At 49.4% G+C, this 19489-nt stretch carries 16 protein-coding genes; 6 read left to right on the forward strand and 10 right to left on the reverse strand.

Features of this window, described 5'->3' with window-relative positions; translation table 11 throughout:
* The first annotated feature begins 55 nt into the window (after nt 1-55).
* Genes WC980_08430 through WC980_08440 form a run of 3 tightly spaced genes read left to right on the forward strand, consistent with a single transcriptional unit; the run spans nt 56 to nt 7085 of the window.
* The gene (locus WC980_08430; GenBank protein MFA5795070.1) at nt 56-2152 is read left to right on the forward strand and encodes an alpha-amylase/4-alpha-glucanotransferase domain-containing protein; all 2097 of its coding nucleotides are present in this window, start codon (nt 56-58) and stop codon (nt 2150-2152) included.
* Nucleotides 2149-5505, forward strand: a complete 3357-nt coding sequence (locus tag WC980_08435) for a PDZ domain-containing protein (protein ID MFA5795071.1) — start codon at nt 2149-2151, stop codon at nt 5503-5505. The genes WC980_08430 and WC980_08435 overlap by 4 nt, the downstream gene beginning before the upstream one ends.
* A complete protein-coding gene (locus WC980_08440; GenBank protein MFA5795072.1) occupies nt 5505-7085 on the forward strand; it encodes a 1,4-alpha-glucan branching protein domain-containing protein in 1581 nt (526 codons plus the stop codon). The genes WC980_08435 and WC980_08440 overlap by 1 nt, the downstream gene beginning before the upstream one ends.
* Here the strand turns inward: WC980_08440 and WC980_08445 are convergent.
* The 8 genes from WC980_08445 to WC980_08480 form a co-directional block, all read right to left on the reverse strand.
* Complete coding sequence (locus WC980_08445; GenBank protein ID MFA5795073.1) at nt 7075-7971, reverse strand: aminotransferase class IV; 897 nt, start codon at nt 7969-7971, stop codon at nt 7075-7077. The two genes, WC980_08440 and WC980_08445, sit on opposite strands and share 11 nt — an antisense overlap.
* A 47-nt stretch (nt 7972-8018) precedes the next feature.
* Nucleotides 8019-8645 (reverse strand): 7-cyano-7-deazaguanine synthase QueC, encoded by a 627-nt coding sequence (gene queC, locus WC980_08450; GenBank protein MFA5795074.1) that lies wholly within the window; start codon nt 8643-8645, stop codon nt 8019-8021.
* A gap of 6 nt (nt 8646-8651) precedes the next feature.
* Complete coding sequence (locus WC980_08455) at nt 8652-9788, reverse strand: sodium ion-translocating decarboxylase subunit beta (protein MFA5795075.1); 1137 nt, start codon at nt 9786-9788, stop codon at nt 8652-8654.
* 14 nt (nt 9789-9802) lie between these two features.
* Complete coding sequence (locus WC980_08460) at nt 9803-9943, reverse strand: OadG-related small transporter subunit (GenBank protein MFA5795076.1); 141 nt, start codon at nt 9941-9943, stop codon at nt 9803-9805.
* A gap of 6 nt (nt 9944-9949) precedes the next feature.
* Complete coding sequence (locus WC980_08465) at nt 9950-11059, reverse strand: sodium ion-translocating decarboxylase subunit beta (GenBank protein MFA5795077.1); 1110 nt, start codon at nt 11057-11059, stop codon at nt 9950-9952.
* A gap of 2 nt (nt 11060-11061) precedes the next feature.
* On the reverse strand, nt 11062-11274 hold the full coding sequence (locus WC980_08470) for an acetyl-CoA carboxylase biotin carboxyl carrier protein subunit (protein MFA5795078.1): 213 nt from the start codon (nt 11272-11274) through the stop codon (nt 11062-11064).
* The gene (locus WC980_08475; protein MFA5795079.1) at nt 11271-11423 is read right to left on the reverse strand and encodes an OadG family protein; all 153 of its coding nucleotides are present in this window, start codon (nt 11421-11423) and stop codon (nt 11271-11273) included. The genes WC980_08470 and WC980_08475 overlap by 4 nt, the downstream gene beginning before the upstream one ends.
* 122 nt (nt 11424-11545) lie before the next feature.
* Nucleotides 11546-13282: a carboxyl transferase domain-containing protein gene (locus WC980_08480; GenBank protein MFA5795080.1), complete on the reverse strand. Its 1737-nt coding sequence runs from the start codon at nt 13280-13282 to the stop codon at nt 11546-11548.
* Nucleotides 13283-13468: 186 nt separating this feature from the next.
* Between WC980_08480 and WC980_08485 the strand changes: the two genes are divergently transcribed.
* Complete coding sequence (locus WC980_08485) at nt 13469-14503, forward strand: HEAT repeat domain-containing protein (GenBank protein MFA5795081.1); 1035 nt, start codon at nt 13469-13471, stop codon at nt 14501-14503.
* Between the two features lie 867 nt (nt 14504-15370).
* On the opposite strand, the gene WC980_08490 is transcribed toward WC980_08485, so the two are convergent.
* Complete coding sequence (locus WC980_08490; GenBank protein ID MFA5795082.1) at nt 15371-16465, reverse strand: HNH endonuclease; 1095 nt, start codon at nt 16463-16465, stop codon at nt 15371-15373.
* A 216-nt stretch (nt 16466-16681) separates the two neighbouring features.
* Here WC980_08490 and WC980_08495 point away from each other — a divergent pair, with 216 nt between their 5' ends.
* Entirely contained in the window at nt 16682-18013 is a 1332-nt protein-coding gene (locus WC980_08495; protein MFA5795083.1) for a thiolase domain-containing protein, read from the forward strand.
* Between the two features lie 18 nt (nt 18014-18031).
* A complete protein-coding gene (locus WC980_08500; protein ID MFA5795084.1) occupies nt 18032-18592 on the forward strand; it encodes a Zn-ribbon domain-containing OB-fold protein in 561 nt (186 codons plus the stop codon).
* Between the two features lie 3 nt (nt 18593-18595).
* Here WC980_08500 and WC980_08505 read toward each other — a convergent pair whose 3' ends face one another.
* On the reverse strand, nt 18596-19420 hold the full coding sequence (locus WC980_08505) for a DMT family transporter (protein MFA5795085.1): 825 nt from the start codon (nt 19418-19420) through the stop codon (nt 18596-18598).
* Between the last annotated feature and the right edge of the window lie 69 nt (nt 19421-19489).

The following is a 19489-nucleotide window of genomic DNA, read 5'->3' on the forward strand; positions in this document are numbered from 1 at the left end:
CGCTTATCCGTTTTATTCTTGACACCAGCATAATCCATGGTATAAATAACTTCTTATGTCTCAGGTAAATTTTATATTATGCCTTCACAACCACCAGCCGGTAGGCAATTTTGACAACGTCTTTGAGGCGGCGTACCGTCAGTCTTATGAGCCTTTCTTCGCTGTGGCGGATCGCTTCCCGGAGATAAAGCTGTGCATACATTACAGCGGTTCGTTGCTGGAATGGCTGGAACGAGCCCATCCAAAATTTATTACTAAATTGAAAGATCAAGTCTCAAAAGGACGTTTGGAGCTGTTAGGCGGCGGATATTATGAACCTATCCTGACCATGCTACCTGACCGGGACAAAATCGGCCAAATAACATTATTCTCAGATTATCTGGAAAAGCGTTTCGGCAAGCGCCCGCGCGGAATATGGCTGGCCGAAAGAGTCTGGGAACAATCGCTGGTAAAACCCCTGGCTGAGGCCGGAATCGAATATACAGTGGTAGACGATTTCCATTTCAAAACCACCGGTTTTAACGAAAAACAGCTAGACGGCTATTATGTTACTGAAGACCAGGGCAAAACCATAAATATCTTTCCCATCCCGGAAGTTCTGAGATACGCAATTCCGTTCAAACCGCCGCTGGAAACTATAAGCTATCTTTTGGGGCGACGGGACAACCCGCATCCGGTAATCGCCTACGCCGATGACGGTGAAAAATTCGGCATCTGGCCCAAAACATACCAGCACTGCTATGATGATAAATGGCTGGAAAACTTTTTCTATACGCTCCGTGATGCAGTCACCAACGGACGGCTCAATATAACGACTTTCTCAAATGTCATTGATAACCTTAAACCTGAGGGAAAAGCATACCTGCCTGATTGCTCGTACCGAGAGATGACCGAATGGGCATTACCTACTGACGTGGCTATCGCCTATGAAGACATTATCAAGCATACCCCCAAAAGTAATTTGGTCACTATTCGACCGGGCGGATACTGGCGTAACTTCAAGGTAAAATATCCGGAAATAAACCTGATGTATTCCAAGATGGTGGAAGTAAGCGGTCAAATAGGCCAACTGCCGCCAGATACTGCAACGGATGCCCGGAAGGAACTCTACCGCGGCCAGGGCAACTGCGCTTACTGGCACGGGGTATTCGGCGGGTTTTACCTGCCCCACCTCCGGCACGCTATGTACCAACACCTTATCGAAGCGGAAAAAATAACCAGCAAACATCATATCTCCAATATCGAGACGTCTGATTTCGATTATGACGGTTTTGATGAAGTCAAAATATCAGACAAAGAAATAAACTGTTATATTAAACCAGCCTGCGGCGGAACAATATACGAATATGATATCATAAACAAGGGATTCAACCCTTTGGCTACATTATCCCGCCGGCGTGAGGCCTACCACCATAAAATACTCGAGGCGCAAGCGCAGAATTCGGTCAACACGGTGGCAACAATACACGACCTGGTCGTATCCAAAACTGCCGGCCTGGAGAATCTGCTTTACTACGATAATTACCTCCGCCAATCGCTGGTCGACCATTTCCTGCCCCAGTCATTAGACCTGGATAATTTTACCCGCTGTAATTACAGCGAAGACGGCGATTTTGTCGGCACGGAATATAAATTCAAGGTCAATAAAACCGAAAAATCATTAACTCTGTGGCGTGAAGGCGTTATCAAAAAAGAAAGCAAACTCATCCCCATCAGGGTTGAAAAGACTGTTTCATTCACCGGTAAAGACCAGTTATCACTGGAGATAAAGTACACCATTACCAACCAGGGCAGCGAACCAGCTCCGGCTTTATTCGCCTGCGAATTTAACCTGTCCATGCTGGCCGGCAACGCATTTGACCGTTACTATTACGACAGCAGCCGGCATAATATCGGCCCGCTTATCACCGCCGGGAAAGCCGAACATCAGGAATTGTTCGGCATAAAGGATGAATACCAGAAAATCGATATCGCATTACAATTGGATAATCCGACTGATTTCTGGTTCTTCCCGGTACAAACCGTTTCCCAATCCGAGGGCGGGTTTGAACTCATCTATCAGTCATCCGTCATAATGCCTTTATGGCGGATACAGCTGGAACCCGGTAAAAAATGGACTACCCGAATCATTAAAAAGGTAAAATTTCTATGAATAAGCAGATCCCGACGCACCCGATAGAGCCGGACAGCGATTCGGTCTACCTTGATTACGGACCGGTCCTGCCGGAACATTACAACCAAAATCGGATAGTCGCCTTAATTAGAGACCCGGAATTACTCTTCATTTACTGGGAAATTTCAGCTCCTAACCAAAACCTCAAATCACTTATATCAGACATCCGTAACAGATGGCTATTGCGTATCAACAACCTATCATCACAAACATCAGAAGATATTCTCCTCAGCGAACCCGCGGATATCAATAAGATTCAAGGCAACTGGTATCTCAAAACACAATCCGATACCGAATACCAAATGGAGATAGGAATAATGAAAAACGATGTATTTAACACCCTTGTAAAATCAACTATCGTAAAAACCCCAAGACTATGCCGCTCAAACAAGTTATTTCATACGACTTATCTTACCCGGCTAATAGCTTTCGTGGCAATATCCTGCGGCCTTATATCATCCTGCACATCGATACCGGCAGTAAAACAAGAAACACCCGTTCCCCAGGCGCAAACCATATATCAGGATAAAGGCCCCTGGCTAGGTATTAACGGCATCAATGCCGAAAATGGCGTTCGGCTGGTCGACGTTTACTACAACTCCCCCGCCCAGACTGCCGGAATAGCCAAAGATGATATTATAACCAATGTTGATGGCAAAAATATTGTAGATACCGCTTCCCTGCTGGCACAGCTCAATTCCAAAAATCCCGGTGACCGCATAAAAATACAGATCATCAGGCAGGAAGAGCAAGTAACACTGATATCCAATACAGATACCACGCTGATTACAACAGAAGAACTGGCCAAGAAATACGGTGAGTTCATGGAAAAATCCAAGCCCAGCGACAAAATAACCTTCAGCGCATCAAAGAAGAATACTTCCAAGGAGTTGGAAATCACCCTGGCTACCCCACCCAGGGTAATTCACACCATCACACCGCCCAAAGCAGAAATAAAAGATGGCAAGAACGCCGGCTGGATGGGCATCGGACTGGAACCGGCTAAAAATATGGAAAAACTCGGTTTCCCCGAGAAAACAGGTGCGTTAAGAATCACCTCGGTTTCTCAATATTCACCGGCCGAGAAATTCGGCCTCAAAGCCAATGATATTATCCTTAAATATGACGGGAACGAATTCTCCGGCGAAGAATCCCAATACACTTCAACCATGTCTAACTACATCAAATCCAAAGGCAGCGGAAATGAACTGTCGGTATCCATAATCAGGCTAACGAATGACGCCTATACCTTAATCAATAATAATCCCAAAGCCGTTGACCCAGAAAAAATACCGGAAGAAATAGAATCCCTAAAAGTTAACGATACGCTTAAGACTACCATCACCAGAAATATCCGACGGATGGAAATAAAGGTTACGCTCGGTACCCGGATGGCGTCATCAGCCACCACCACTTCTGAGCCGGAAACCAACGACAAAATACACCCGGAGCTGGTTTCCGAAACCACACCGATAGAAATACTTACCAATAAGATTATGACCGCCACAAATATCACGGACAAATACAAAGACCTCTTAAAACGCTATGCGGAAGACCAAAAATGGGATGACGGCCTGCGCCTGCGCGATATGCGCTATATGCACCGCGACCCATTCAAGATACCAAGGATATGCGATACCCTTCTGGATAACCTGCAAAAAAGCATCACCACCACTGATTTACGGACTATGATAAGCGTTGTTATATCTGAATTAGATGAGAATCCTCACCAATTTACGCTTGAACTTAAAACAGGCCTATCACTGCAGGAACACTGCGAACAACTTTCAGAATTATTAAAAGAGGCCGAGGCTTACAGAAAAAGAGCATTTGCCGGGCTGACCGAAGATGACATTTCATTCATTAAGAATAATATTTACGGACTGACTGACCGCTGGATACTTGACAGTAATCTTGAGAATCCTGAATACAATGAGAGAGACAAAAAACTTCTGCAATTATTCAGCTATGTCGATTATCAGGCGCTATTCGAAGCCGGTGGACTGCTTACCTGCGTCCTGTCTCCGGCATATCTGGACGGTCTTACAAATGATATCGAACGCGAAGGCAAGGACAAAGAAGAGACTATCTTCAGCAAGGATACGCCATTTGGCAAGATTATCATCGGCGGTAAGGGCAACGACCGATACCAGGAAAACGCAGCAATCATCATAGACATAGGCGGCGATGATTTCTATGCCAACCAATTAGGCGGGTCGATTTGTGAATCCGGTAAACCGGACCAGCCTTTTGGCATCATCGTTGATTTTGGCGGCAATGACCGTTATTCATCTTATAAATATGGGTGCCAGGGTGCGGGAGTTATGGGCGTGGGCATACTCTATGACAAAACTGGCGATGATATCTACATTGCTCAGGATTGGGCCCAGGGCAGCGGTCTGCTGGGCGTGGGCATCCTGGTTGATAATGGCGGCAATGATAGTTTTAAGGGCCAGGAATATGTCCAAGGCGCCGGGCTTTTCGGCATAGGAATATTGATAAAGCACGAAGGCAATGATTCCTATCAGGCTAATAAGTTGGCCCAGGGCTTTGCCGGTCCCAAGGCGTTCGGCCTACTCATCGATACGGCCGGCAATGACAATTACCTAGCCAGCACCAAGCATCCCAACGGCTATCCGGATAATCCCGGCACCTTTGACGGCTGGTCCCAGGGATGCGGCACAGGTATGCGGGCTTATACAGACCCGTCCATGAGCCGTTCAGGCGGAGTTGGTGTCCTGCTTGACCAGGCCGGAGAAGATTATTACGAGGCCGGCACTTTCTCCCAGGGTGGCGGCTACTTTTTCGGCTGGGGTATGCTCTGCGACGGCGGCAATAGTAATGATAAATATCTGGGTACCAGATATTCACAAGGCTTTGCGGCCCATTCGGCCATCGGGTATTTCATAGACCAGGGCGGCGATGACCAATACAAAACGCTCTGCGGGGTGGTGGCCGGGCTGTCCTGGGACCTGACCTGCGTGGCTTTCATCGACAAAGGCGGTAACGATACCTATGATGATGGCGGATTCTCAAGAGGCGCTTCGGCCCATAATGGTTTCTGCCTGTTTATGGATTTAGGCGGAAAAGACACCTATAAAGGCGGAACAGCCCAGGTGGCCGGAAATAACTACCACGGCGGCTATAGCCTTTCGGTATTCCTGGACCAGGGACAGGATGATGACTCCTATACCGACCGGACCAATAACACCATCGAAACGGAAAAGGAATACTCTATTTTCATAGATACCGGCAAGGCTTTAGAAGACCTGATTAAAGATGATTCATTCAAGACCATGCTCAATAACAAGATTAAAGAGGAGCCGAAATAATGCCCAAAGGATATTTATCAATAGTCCTACACTCGCACCTGCCGTTTGTCCGGCACCCGGATTACCCGGACTTTATGGAGGAAGATTGGCTCTTTGAGGCCATTACCGAATGTTATCTACCTTTGATTGACGTCTTCGAACGCCTGAGCTCCGAGAATATCCCGTTCAAGCTGACCATAAACGTTTCTCCGCCGCTCTGCGAGATGCTCCAGGACAGCCTCCTGAAAACCCGCTATAATGTCTACCTTAACAAATTGATAGGCCTATCTGAAAAGGAAATAACCCGCACAGCCGGCACTCCGTTTGCAGACACAGCCCGGATGTACCGCGAGCGGTTCAGGCATATCAAAAATATTTACACCAAATACGGCGAGGACATAATCAGCGCTTTCAGAAAATTCCAGGATGAAGGCCTGATCGAAATCATCACCTGCGGCGCGACGCACGGCTTCCTGCCGCTGATGATAAAAGACGAGGCCATCACGGCCCAGGTCCAGGTGGCGGTAACTAACTACCAAAAACATTTCCACCGCCCGCCCCAGGGCATCTGGCTACCCGAATGCGCCTATAAACCGGGTGTGGAAAAGGCGCTGGCCAAGGCCGGAATAAAGTTTTTTATAGTTGACACGCACGGACTGATATACGCCCAACCAACCGCGCCTTACGAAGCTAACACACCAGTTTATTGCAACGGCGTCTATGCTTTCGGCCGCGATCAGGATGCGTCAAAACAGGTTTGGAGCGCCGATGAAGGATATCCGGGCGACACCAATTACCGCGAGTTCTACCGCGACCTGGGTTATGACGGACCTTACCAGTATATCCGTCCGTATTTGCACTCGGACGGCGTCCGGCGCAATGTCGGCATCAAATACCACCGCATCACCGGCAAGGTCAAACTCAATGAAAAAGAGCCTTACAACTACGCCAATGCGCTGGCTAAGGTTGAAGCCAACGCAGCGGATTTCCTGCTTAACCGCCAGAACCAGATTAAATACCTGGCCGAAAAACACAATATCAACCCTATAGTGGTTGCGCCTTATGACACCGAACTTTTCGGGCATTGGTGGTTTGAAGGCCCGGAATTCATCTACGCATTGATAAAGAAAATCTCGACCCAGAGCGATATCGGCTTGATAACGCCTGCGGAATACATAAAACTCTTCCCCAACCAACCGGTCTGCGAGCCTTCAATGTCCACCTGGGGCGACAAGGGCTACAACGAGGTCTGGCTCAACGGCAAAAATGACTGGGTCTACCGGCACCTGCATCAGGCCGAAGATAAAATGGTCGAACTGGCCGCAACTTATCCCAAAGCCGTAAGCATTCTCAAGGAAATACTCAACCAAATGGCCCGGGAACTGCTTTTAGCCCAGAGCAGCGACTGGGCGTTCCTGATGACCACCGGCCATTCGGAATCCTACGCCCATAACCGCTTTAAAAATCACATCATCAGGTTTAATACACTATACAAACAGGTCAAATCACAAATAATAGACCACGATTTTTTACAGCGGCTCAGGTTGGAGGATAACATCTTCCCGGAAATAGATTACCGGGTCTATGTGCCTAAGCAATAATGGCGTTATATTCTTTGACCAGCAGCTGGGTGGTTAAATCCGGTATCGACTCGCCTATCCTGATAATCCGGTCGTTGTAGATTATCTTCTTGACCGGCACCACGCCCATAAGGGAGTTGGTCAGGAAAATCTCGTCGGCCGTCAGTAGATTCTTGAGCTTAAACATCTTCTCCCGAACCTTAATGCCGTTCTTGGTGCACAGCCCCATAATCACCTGGCGGGTGATGCCCGGCGAAATATTGGCCGAAAGCGGCGCGGTATAAACCACCCGGTTACTGGAAAGTATCCTGGAAAGCGGCGTCTGCGTCAGCCCGGACCGTGCCTTAACGATAAAAACATTGCTCAGGTAGCCCTCGGTCACCTCCATCTTATGATTCATAAAAATGGCTTCCATGGACTGCTGTTCATAGGCATATCGCTTGGCCAGGATATTTTCTATCCGGCTGAGCGTGTTGTATCTGTAAACCCTCGTATAGGCGCTGCGCTTTTCCGGATATACCGTTATGGTCGCGCCTTCCTCCTGATATTTGTCGTATTCCGAAGGGATATCGCCCGTAACCTCAACCAGCGTGGTAGGTGAATGTATCGCATCCCGGCTGCCGGTACTGATGACGATGCGGACTATGGCGTTTTTAATATCGTTGAGCCGGAGCAGCTGGGACACTATTTCCCGGAAAGTAGGCAGATTAATAGTCAGCGGCACCTTGAGCTGCCGGGCCGAACTCTTAAGCCGTTCGTAATGCTGACTCATCTGGAATGCCTTGAGTTCATAAATCCGGAACTGCTCAAACAATCCCTCGCCGAAAAGAAATCCTTTGTCAAAGGCACTGACCTTGGCGTCTTTGCGATTCAGAAACTCACCGTTGAGAAATACGAATTTTGTCATATTATTCCTTATATATGTTGCGACGAAAACAAGCCTGCCTGTCGAGTCTATCCACGACGAAGACAGGACTCACACCTGCCACAGGGTTTCCGTCCGCCCTGATAACAGCTCCAGGTATCGGACAGGTTAATCTTCAGCATCCGGGCCCGGCGCATAATCGCCTTCTTATCCATCCGCCCGGTAAAACTCACCACTTTCACCTTGTTCAAAGTAGAATACCTTAATGTTATATTAATAGCATTGATAAAGTCAATGGAATTGTCCGGGAAATTACGCGCCTCTTCAAGGTTGAATCCGGTGATGATGTGTTGATAGCCCCTGGCTTCGGCCATAGCCGCGGCGATGTTGATGAACAAAGCGTTACGGTTGGGTATCCAGACCTGCCGGGAGATTTCTTTCGTTATCGCACTGCCCGGCCTGGGACTGGGCAGTGATTTATTGCGGTCTATCAACGCATTGGGCGACAGCCGGCCCAGCCACCTGATATCAAAAACCTGATGCCTGATATGGTATTTCCGGCAAATTCTCCGGGCGCACCTGATTTCCTGCCTAACCGCCTTCTGGCCGTAATCAAATGTAACGGCTTCCTTGACCTTGATGCCCTTTCTCAGGGCGATTGACAGTGAAACGGCGGAATCAAGACCGCCGGAAAGAAGTGCGATTGCGTCTGGCATAACCAATTAAACCCCCATACCCTGGAGCACCGACAGCATGATAGCCGCGGCCATAATCGAGGCAATCTGGCCGCCCACATTAACACCGACCGCGTGCATCAGCAGGAAGTTCTGCGAGTCGGCCTTGTGACCTTCGGCCTGGACCACCCGGGCGGCCATGGGAAAGGCCGAGATGCCGGCCGCGCCGATTAAGGGGTTGACCTTGCCTCCGCTCAGCCGGTACATTATCTTGCCCAGGAACAACCCGCACACAGTATCCAGGGAAATGGCGATCAGCCCCAGCCCGAAGATAATCAGGGTTTGGCCTTTCAAGAAATTCTCGGCATTCATGGTCGCGCCGATGCAGGTGCCCAGAAGCAAAGTAACGATATTGACCAGCTCGTTCTGGGCGGTTTGTGAAAGCCGCTCGGTCACCAGCGATTCCCTGAGCAGGTTGCCCAACATCAGCGTGCCGATAAGCGGCGCGCCCATCGGCGCCACCAGGCAGGTAAAAACCGTCACCACTATCGGGAATAGCTTGCGCACCGTGGGCGAAACGCTCTGGTTGACAAACCCCATATTAACCTCGCGCTCTTTCTTGGTGGTCAAAGCGCGCATCAACGGCGGCTGGATCAACGGCACCAGCGACATATAAGAATAAGCCGCCACCGATACGGCCGCCAGCAGTTGCGGCGAGAACTTGGACGAAAAATATATCGAGGTCGGCCCGTCGCAGGCGCCGATGATGCCGATGGTGCAAGCGTCCAGCCTGGAAAATCCCAGCTGGAGCGCCAGGAACATAGTCAGGAATATGCCGAACTGCCCGGCCGCGCCCAGCAACAGCAGTTTAGGGTTTTCCAGGAGCGGACCGAAGTCGCACATAGCGCCTACCCCGATGAATATCAGGCAGGGGAACAACTCGTTAATGATGCCGAAATCGTATATAATCCTGAGCAACCCGCCCGGCTCCATCAGGTGCGTCATCGGCAGGTTGACCAGCACTGCCCCGAAACCGATGGGTATCAGCAGCAGCGGCTCGAACTTATATTTCAAGGCCAGGAAAATGAGCGTCAGTCCGATGACTATCATCACGGCCTGCTGGATATTTAACGCCTGAAATCCGGCGGTCAGGCTTAACAGGGCCGATTCTATGTATGCTGACATGGTTCTAACACCTTTTAATTATCCTGCCCCTGGCACGGATTATAGGGGAATATCTTCTTGAGCAGCCAGGCTAATACTCCCAGCAGACAAAGCGTCAGGAGTGTGGCCGACATGCCTACCAGGGCCATTGACAAACCGAATTCTAACTCTCGCATATATCCTTACATCAACGCTTTAGCCAGCGCGATAAAAGTACCAGCCGCCAGCAGAGTGCCGATAACCCCGGCCACGTTGGGCCCCATGGCGTGCATCAACAGATAGCATTTGGGATTGGCCTCCTGTCCCAGCCGCTGGGATACCCGAGCCGCCATCGGCACGGCCGATACACCGGCTGAACCTATCAGCGGGTTTATCTTTTCCTTAAGGAACAAGTTCATCAGCTGGGCGAACAAAATACCGCCGGCCGTACCAAAGGCAAAAGCCATCAACCCCAACCCGTATATCTTTATCACCGGCCAGTGCAGGAATTTCTCCGCAGTCATAGTAGAACCAACACCCAAACCCAGGAAAATGGTAACAATATTCATCAACTCATTCTGAGCCGCATTGGTCAGCCGCTCGACCACGCGCGATTCGCGGAAAAGGTTGCCCAGCATAAAGGTGGCCACCAGCGGCGCGGCCGCCGGCACCAGCAGGCAAACCACCAGCGACGTGGCCAGCGGAAAAATAACCTTCTCGACCCGCGACACCGGCCGCAACTGCTTCATAATGATACCGCGCTCGGCCTTGGTGGTCAGCAGTTTCATTATGGGCGGCTGTATGACCGGCACCAGCGCAATGTAGGAGTAAGCCGCAATGGCCGTGGCGCTCAGCAGGTGCGGCGCCAGTTCGTTGGTGGTAAATATAGTGGTCGGCCCGTCCGCCCCGCCGATGATGCCGATGGAACAGGCCTCAGGGATGGTGAACCCCAGGGCAATCGAGCCGAAGAAAGCGATATAGACGCCCAGCTGTGCCGCCGCACCCAATAACAGCGTCTTGGGATTGGCAATCAGCGGGCCGAAATCGGTCATAGCGCCCAGCCCCAGGAATATCAGGCAGGGAATGAGGTCCGTCTCCAGGCCGTAGGTATAGAAATAATAGAGCAGTCCCCTGACCTCGGTCAACCCGGTCAGCGGCATATTGACCACCAGCACCGTAAACCCGATGGGCAGAAGCAACAGCGGCTCGATGTTCCGGCGCACCGCCAGGTAGATGAACAATCCGGCTATCAGCCACATCACCAAATGTTCAGGCGTTACCGCGCTTATACCTGTCTTATCCCAAAGATTCATAATCAGCCTATCACCGCCAGAACCGTATCCGATTCCACGGCCTGTTGCTCCTTGACATTGATTTCCTTTATCATCCCGCCAACCGGAGCGATTACATCAATCTCCATCTTCATCGATTCAAGTATCATCACCGGCTGGTTTTCTTCCACTTTATCGCCGGTCTTTAAGTTAATCTTTACAATCTTGCCTATCATCGGAGCGTAAACGTTGGTCATGCCTTCTCTTCCTTCCTATCTTTATTGGTAAGCTTAACTATGAATGCGGTCAGGTTTACGGCCAGCACCAGGACGGTCATCCCGATAAAGACCACACTGAAGCCGATGCCGAATATCCTCAGCCCTTCCATCAGTTTGTCTGTAAGCATATTTACGTTTCCGTCATATCAACAGTTACTAATCAGTCTCTTACAAGTCTCGTCCAAGTCACTGTCGATTATTTTATTATCCTTACTAATTCGCGTTCATTCGTGTTAATTCGTGGTTCCAACTATCCTCTAATAATTCTCGGCAAAATCATCTGGTGTTGCGGACAAATATTATCAGGATTCTGGTAGCAGGCGTTGGCAAAGGTGACGAAATAGTCCCTCAGCCGTCCGAACGAAACCACCTCATCCACATAACCGCGCTGAGCGCAATAGACCGGGCGCGATTTGTCGTAATACTGCTGGGCCAGCTTGTTCATCTGCTCTATAATCGGCTCGAGCGGCTTGCCGGCGTCCTGTTCCTTGACCAGCCGGCGCGAGAACGAGGCCACCGCGGCCGTTTCACCGTGCATGACGTAGATTTCCGTGGTCGGCGTACCCAGCGTGAAGCCGTTATTGGCCGTGGCCTGCGGTCCGCCCAGGATATAATGCGCCGCGGCCGTGCCCTTGCGCAACACCACCGTGGCCATCGGTAAATCTGATTTCTGGATGGAATATATCAGCGACTGGCCCAAGCCCAACAGCTCGGCCCGTTCGGCGATGTCGCCCACGTCTATGCCCGAGGTGTCCTGCAGCCAAATCATCGGAATCCGGTCCCGCCCGCAGAAGGTCACCAGCTCGCTCATTTTAATCAGGCCTTCGCGGTAGAGCTTACCGCCGATGCCCGGGTAGTCGGCGTATTTGGGATAACCCTTGCCCAGGAATCCCTGGCGGTTGGCCACCACACCGACCGCAAAACCGTCCAGCTTGGCCAGCCCGCAATAAACCTCCGGACCGTAGCCGGGACGGTATTCGGTATGTTCGCTGTTATCGAATATCCGGGCCATGACCTGTTCCACTTCATAGGCCCGTTTTTGGTTAAAAGGCATTATGTAATCTATCTCATTCGGCGCGTAGAGCGGCGGCTTGGGCTGTGCCACCCTGAAAAAGTTGGTGTCATAAGCCGGCATCATTTTAACGCACTGGCGCAGGGCGTTGATGACTTCGTCCTCGGTATCGAATACGTTCTTGAAGAACCCGGTATGGTTGAAATGCGTGTCGGCTCCGCCCGGAGGAGTCTGCTTGAACTTGCGCGTCGCCTCGATGATGAGCCTGGCGCCTTCCAAATCAAACCCGCCCTTGGGACTCATTCCGCTGACAATGCCCGCCCCGCCCACGGCGATGTTGGCGTTCTTGTGGGCGAATATCATGGCCGGGCTGATGCCGTGATAACCGCCTCCGGCTGGGTTGGTCCCGAAAACGGCCACCAGCACCGGAATACCCTTCTGGGCCAGTTCGGCGTGACGGAAGAACGGACGGCCGTGCCCGCGCCGGCCGGCATAGACCTCTTCCTGCTGGGTCAGCTTGACGCCGCTGCAGTTAAGAATCCAGACCAGCGGGATGCGCAGACGTTCGGCGATATCCTGCGCCCGGAATATGTTCTCGGCCTGGCCTGGTATCCAGGCGCCGGCCAGAACCTTGTTGTCAGAAGCGATGATGGATGCGTAACGGCCCTCGATGCGGCCGATGCCGTTGACCACGCCGGTAGTGCCCTCTTCGTTATTGACCGGATTATAGATGGTGTTAAGAGGCAGGAAGGTGCCCGGGTCGACCAGCAATTCTATCCGCTCGTAAACAGTCTTCTCCCCGCGCTTGTGCAGGGTATCGGCCGGGATGCCGGCCTGCTTGACCTTGGCCACGGCCTCGGCCAGCTTCTGTTCCTCGGCTTTAATCAAACCGATGTTTTCCTGCATCTGCTTGATTTCAAAGTCAGCCAGCTTGCGGCCGAAGGTCGAGGGCATCTTCTCAAAATATTGCTTCATTCTTAAACTCCCTTTTACATCTAATAATAAGAAATTACATTATCTTGATAGTCAGTGATGTCAAGAATTAAGGAGTGTGTTTAGCGCAGAAATGAATAATAAGTCTAAAGGATTAGGATTGTCCAACTATTCAAACTTTCTAAATTATTCCCTTGACACTCCATCTTTATTTGCTATCCTGCGCATATGTTCCTACGTATCAGCATAATATTAACCGTTCTACTTCTGCTCGGAGCCGGGGTCTATCCGGTCGCAACCAATACACGGCAATATCGGATAAAAGAATTACTGGCACAACTCACCAGCCAAGACAATAATAAACAATGGTATGCTTTCAGGGCTCTTGTTGGGATGAAGGCTAAAGAAGCAATCCCTAAGTTTACCCTATTATTACAAGATAATGACCCAAGTATTCGCGAGTGGGCTGTTGATGCATTGAAAGAACTTGGCGCTAAAGAAGCTATCCCGCAAATTACCAAACTATTACGGGATAAAGAGATCCGATGTGATGCTGTTAAGGCATTGGGACGACTTGGCGCTAAGGAAGCAATTCCACAAATTACTGTATTATTACAGGATAATGACTCATATGTTCGTCAGTCGGCGCTGGAAGCATTGGCACAACTTAACGCTAAGGAGGCCATAGCGGAGATAACCAAATTATTACAAGATAATGTTCCTTGGGTTCGCCATGAGGCTGTTGAGGCATTGGGACGACTTGGCGCTAAGGAAACAATTCCACAAATTAGTATATTATTACAAGATAATAACTCAGTGGTTCGTTCGCGGGCTATTTCGGCATTAGGAAAACTTGGAGCTAAGGAGGCTATCCCTGAAATTATAAAATTATTACAAGATAATGATTATATGATTTTCGATTCGGCTGCTTATGCATTAGGAGAACTTGGGGTTAAGGAGGCAATCCCGGAGATTACCAGACTGTTAAAAGACCACTATGATTGTTGGAGTGCGGTCCTGTCATTGGGTATACTTGACGCTAAAGAATCCATACCTGAATTAGTCAGATTTTTGAATTACACTAGCGAGGATGCTCGTGGCATTACGGCAATGGTCCTGGTAGAATTAGGCGCTAAGGATAAAGTACCGGAAAAAGTAATAGCGGATATAAAACTACTCTTAGGGTGGCGCGATGATATTTCAGTCCGAGCCCGGGCGGCGCTGAAGGAATTGGGGGCAGAAATCCCGGAGGAAAAGAAGTAATTAGGGAATTCCGGGGACACCTTACTTAATTAATAATTCGGTATGCCTGCCCGCCCTGCCTGCCGGAAGGCGCAGGGCTGGAGGGGTGACCTCCGATTACCCCACAAATTACCCCATAAGCATATACCTACGGCTTATAAGCGTATACTTACGGCTTATAAGCGTATACTTACGACCTATAAGCGTATACTTACGACCTATAAGCGTATGCTTACGACCTATAAGCGTATACTTACGACCTATAAGCGTATACTTACGGCTTATAAGCGTATACTTACGGCTTATAAGCGTATACTTACGACCTATAAGCGTATACTTACGACCTATAAGCGTATACTTACGGCCTATAAGCGTATACTTACGGCCTATAAGGATGTCCTTCTGGCTTGAAAGGATGTCCTTCTGGCTTAAAAGGATGTCCTTCCGGCTTTAAAGGATGTCCTCATCCCGGGCCAGGATGTCCTAAATCCGTGTCGGATTGTCCTAAATCTGTGTTAGATTGTCTTAAATCCATGTCAGATTGTCCTAAATCCGTATCAGATTGTCCTAAATCTGTGTTAGATTGTCCTAAATCCGTGTCAGATTGTCTTAAATCCATGTCAGATTGTCCTAAATCTACGTTAGATTGTCTTAAATCTATGTTAAATTGTCCTCCCCCCTAACTCGCCTGCCCGACATTCAGGCGAGTAGGGAAATCATCTCCGATTACTAAATTAGTGTATTACAGAGAAAGCCTATCCGCCCTTGCCTGCCGGCAGGCAGGTCTGGCGGAGGAAGTGTCCCTTACTCAATCTAAGGCAAGCGGGAATCCGTCTCGGACGGAGGAAATCAGTCCTTACAGGAGGCAGTAGCTCTGATCTATCCCACCTATCCCCCAGGAAGAATAATTTTAGGAAACGGGTTCACAGACGGTGGAGGAATTATCCTATTACCACTAGACAATTCCTTCACACGCATTGTCTTAGCATTAAAATGATGCCCCACTAGAATTTCTCGCCATATTCCAATAAATTTCTTACACAAAATTATTTTATATCCAAATATATTATTCAATCGCAACCTGGTAAATATAACTTCTTTATTTAAATCCCATTCAAGTGTAATAATATGACCTTCAGCTCCTTTACAACTATATGATTTCTCATTCCAAAGTATCGGTTTATTATCCAAATAAACATATTGAAAACCATCATCTACTCCTTCCCTAATAAATTTTCTTACCCCATCAAAACTGTTATTAAAAGGCAAATCTATATCGTTATCGCGTGAATAATAGGCCAAGTAATTAAACGCTATTTTTGCATAACCTCTAAAGCACTTTTTATCTACTATTGACTCCACACCCACAACAACATTCCCGGGATAAGAAGGTTTTAGTTCGTGACCTTCTTTTAATTTAATACCTTTAAATTTTAAAATATTGCTTATCTCCGCTACTTCTTCTCGTGAACCTATGATAGTTATATTATCTATTCCCCCGTTTATGACAAAGCCTTTATTTTTTAGCTCCTCTTTTGTCGGAAGTTCATGTAATTCAAAAAACTCCATCTCGCCAGATGCCTTTGTAAATCCCACTTGCGTAATCAGAAACGGTGCTAATAAATTAGTCTCTTGATCATGCCGGAATTTAACATAAGCATTTTTAAAATTACCGTTAACAATTTTACATTTAAGTCTTCTGTTATTCTTAAAAGGCTCAAACTCGCTAGTTTTTTTCAAGCCTTCTTTAAACCTCCACAGCCCTTCTATAGTGTCTCTTCCCAAAAACAACTCAAAGTTATCACCAAAATATTGATTACATTCATTACATACAACTCCAATTTTATTTTTTATATTTAGGGTAAGATTATCATCAAATACACCATATAATTTAGGTATTACATGTTCGGTTTTATAAAAATTAGATATGTCTTTATTTTCTAAGCAATATATGCACCTAAAAGACTGAGTGTTATTTGCCATATAATTCTCCTAATTCGGGTAACACCATACTGAATTCCTTAGTCGTTACGGGATTATGCCGTCTTCCGTTTACCCTGTCAAGTATAAACTCAGCGTATGAACGCTTAATTTTTCGCGGGTATTTATTTGACTTACTTTAAGGCATTTACTAATATTTTCAGGATTAGAGTATATTAAACCAGAGCACCGGTATAACGCTATTAGAAAGAGGTTGTTATGGAAAAGCAGAAGAAGGGGCGGGATGTTTATTTTATATCGGGCGGCATCAGCAAGTTTGCCAAGGCCCGGCCTGACGTGACCTTCCAACCGATGGTCAAGGAGGCCTATGATTACGCCTTGAAGGATATCGGGCTGGAAAACAAGCAGGCGCCCAAGATATTCGACGGGAGCGTGGCTTCATATTTTTCAGACCATTTCCAGCGCCAGTTGATGTCCGGCATTATGGTCCAGGATTACCTGGGCTTATGCCCGCTGCCCAGCCACCGGGTCGAGGCCGGCGGCGCTACCGGCGGCGTCTGTTTCCAGGAGGCATACAAAAACATCGCTTCCGGCGAGATGGATGTGTGCGTGGCTTACGGGTTCGAAACGATGTCACACGTCAATACCTGGAAGGGCAACGAGTTCATCGCCCTGGCTTCGGATGTCAGCTTTGATTATCCGGTGGGCGGTTTTTATTCGGGTTATTACGCCATGATGGTGGCGCGCCATATGAAAGAGTTCGGCACCACCGTGGAACAGCTGGCCCACGTATCGGTCAAGAACCATATCAACGCCTTCCATAACAAATACGCCCAGAAGCGCAAACGCCTGACCATCGCCGACGTGCGCAACGCGGAGATGGTGGCCTGGCCGCTGACATTACTGGATATCTGCGTCATGAGCGACGGCGCCGCCGTCTGCATCGTGGCCAGCGAGGAAGGCGTGGAACGCATCAGGAAAGCCACCGGCAAGACACCCAAACTGACCAAGGTCACCGGCATCGGCCGGGGCACGGACGCGATGCGTATGGCTGACCGTCCGCACAAGGATGTCATCCTTCTGCCGCACGAGAAGGCTTCGGATTACAAGAACCTGAAATACCCGGGCGTCCATTCATTCCGGGCCGGGCGGATGGCGTCCAAGCTGGCTTACGAACGCGCCGGCATTACCAACCCGCTGAAGGAAATAGATTTCGTGGAACTGCACGACGCCTACACCTCATCGGAAATACAGACCTACGAGGATATGGGGCTGTGCAAATACGGCGACGGCGGCAAGTTCGTGGCGTCAGGCGCGCCTTTCATGCCTAATATTGATTATAACCTGGGCAAACTGCCCCGCCAGGGCGAGATACCGGTAAACCCGTCAGGCGGTTTGATAGCCTGCGGCCATCCGGTCGGCGCCACCGGCCTGATGCAAGGCGTATTCGCCCTTTGGCAGCTACAGGGAACCATCAAAAAACACCTGGGCGATGATACCATCCAGGTCAAAGATGCCAAGCGCGGCGTAATCCACAGCCACGCCGGCACGGGCACTTATGTCAGTGTTTCAATATTAGAAAAAGCCTAAAGTTAAGGAGAATTATTTATGACCAAACAAGCTTGCCAGGAAAAGACAAAACAGCCGATAAGGACCAAGCTCCTCGAGACTGATGACGGCACCATACTATTCCGCGTGCCGTTTCCGCAGAACTTGAAAGAGCTTCATAACATGTCGCCCATCGTCATCAAACAGCCGTATAATATCGATTATATCCACAGCTACGGCCAGGACTCACCGTTCTTTGCCGGTCTGGCCAGCGGCAAACTGCTTGGGACCAAGTGCCCGAAATGCGGCTACGCCTACGGCACGCCCAAGGGACACTGCTCTGAATGCGGCACCCGCTGTGACTGGGTGGAACTGCCCCAGGTCGGCCGTGTCCATACTTTTACGGTCTGCCACTTTGGCAGCGAGGAATTCCTCAAAGACACGCCTTATGTGCTGGCATTGATAGAGTGGGACAAGGTTGATACGCTGTTCCTGACACGGCTGGTCGGCATAGACGCAAGCAAACCGTCTCTGGATTGGGTGGGAATGAAGGTCCGGGCTCAGTTCAAGCGCAATGCTAAGTTCCGTCCGACCGACGTCTACTTCGTGCCTGAGGAATAATACTCAGCGCCGGCCCAAGATTGCGCCAACTATCACCAGGCTGAGAGCGGCTATCAGCCCGGCGTCCAGACTTCTCCCGATGGCCAGCGCCAGCCAGAGCGTGCTTAAAACCGGTGTCAGGTAGGCCAGCGTGCCTATTTTCTGCGGGTCGGACGTCTTCACCGCATAGTTCCATAGATAGAACGATAACCCCAGCGGTCCAATCCCCAAAAATACCAAGTACCAGATATCGGTCCGGCCCAACGTTACGGATTCCCCTATTATGAACGAACCGGCCAGCGCCATCAGACCGCTGATGATACAGACCAGGCCCATAGTCCAGGAAGAAACGTCCGGGAACCGTTTCATATAGAGCGAATAGCACGACCAGGTCAAGGCCGCTCCTAACGCCAGCAGGTAACCCCAATAGAGTGCGGCTGCGCCAGCACCAACCTGGTTATATATGGCCAGAACAGCTCCGGCAAAGCCGACCAATGCGCCTATTATATGGATGAATTTCAGTTTTAATTGCCGGTCGAACAGCGGCGCCAACAGGACTATCAAAAGCGGCCAGAGGTAGTTGATTAGGTTGCATTCCACGGCCGGCGAGATGCGCAGCGCGATAAAAAGCATAGTCTGGTAAAGGAACAGCGCGCCGGATCCGATAACGATGAAGCGCCAGTTCCAGCTCCAGGCCTTGAGCCGGGGAAGAGACAGCATCCCGCCCAGGAACAGCGTTATGCCGGCCATAAAGAACGGCGGCACATTGGCCAGCTTGATGCTTAAGGCGGCCAAAACGCTCCAGAGCAATATCGCTCCCAGCGCCGATGACAATGATTTCAAATTCATATTTTAAACAGAGATAGCATTTAGCCCAGGACAAGACAATAAAATCCATACCAGACGTTTTCGGATAAA

The organism is Candidatus Brocadiia bacterium (assembly GCA_041658285.1).
GTDB lineage: Bacteria > Planctomycetota > MHYJ01 > JACQXL01 > JACQXL01 > JBBAAP01.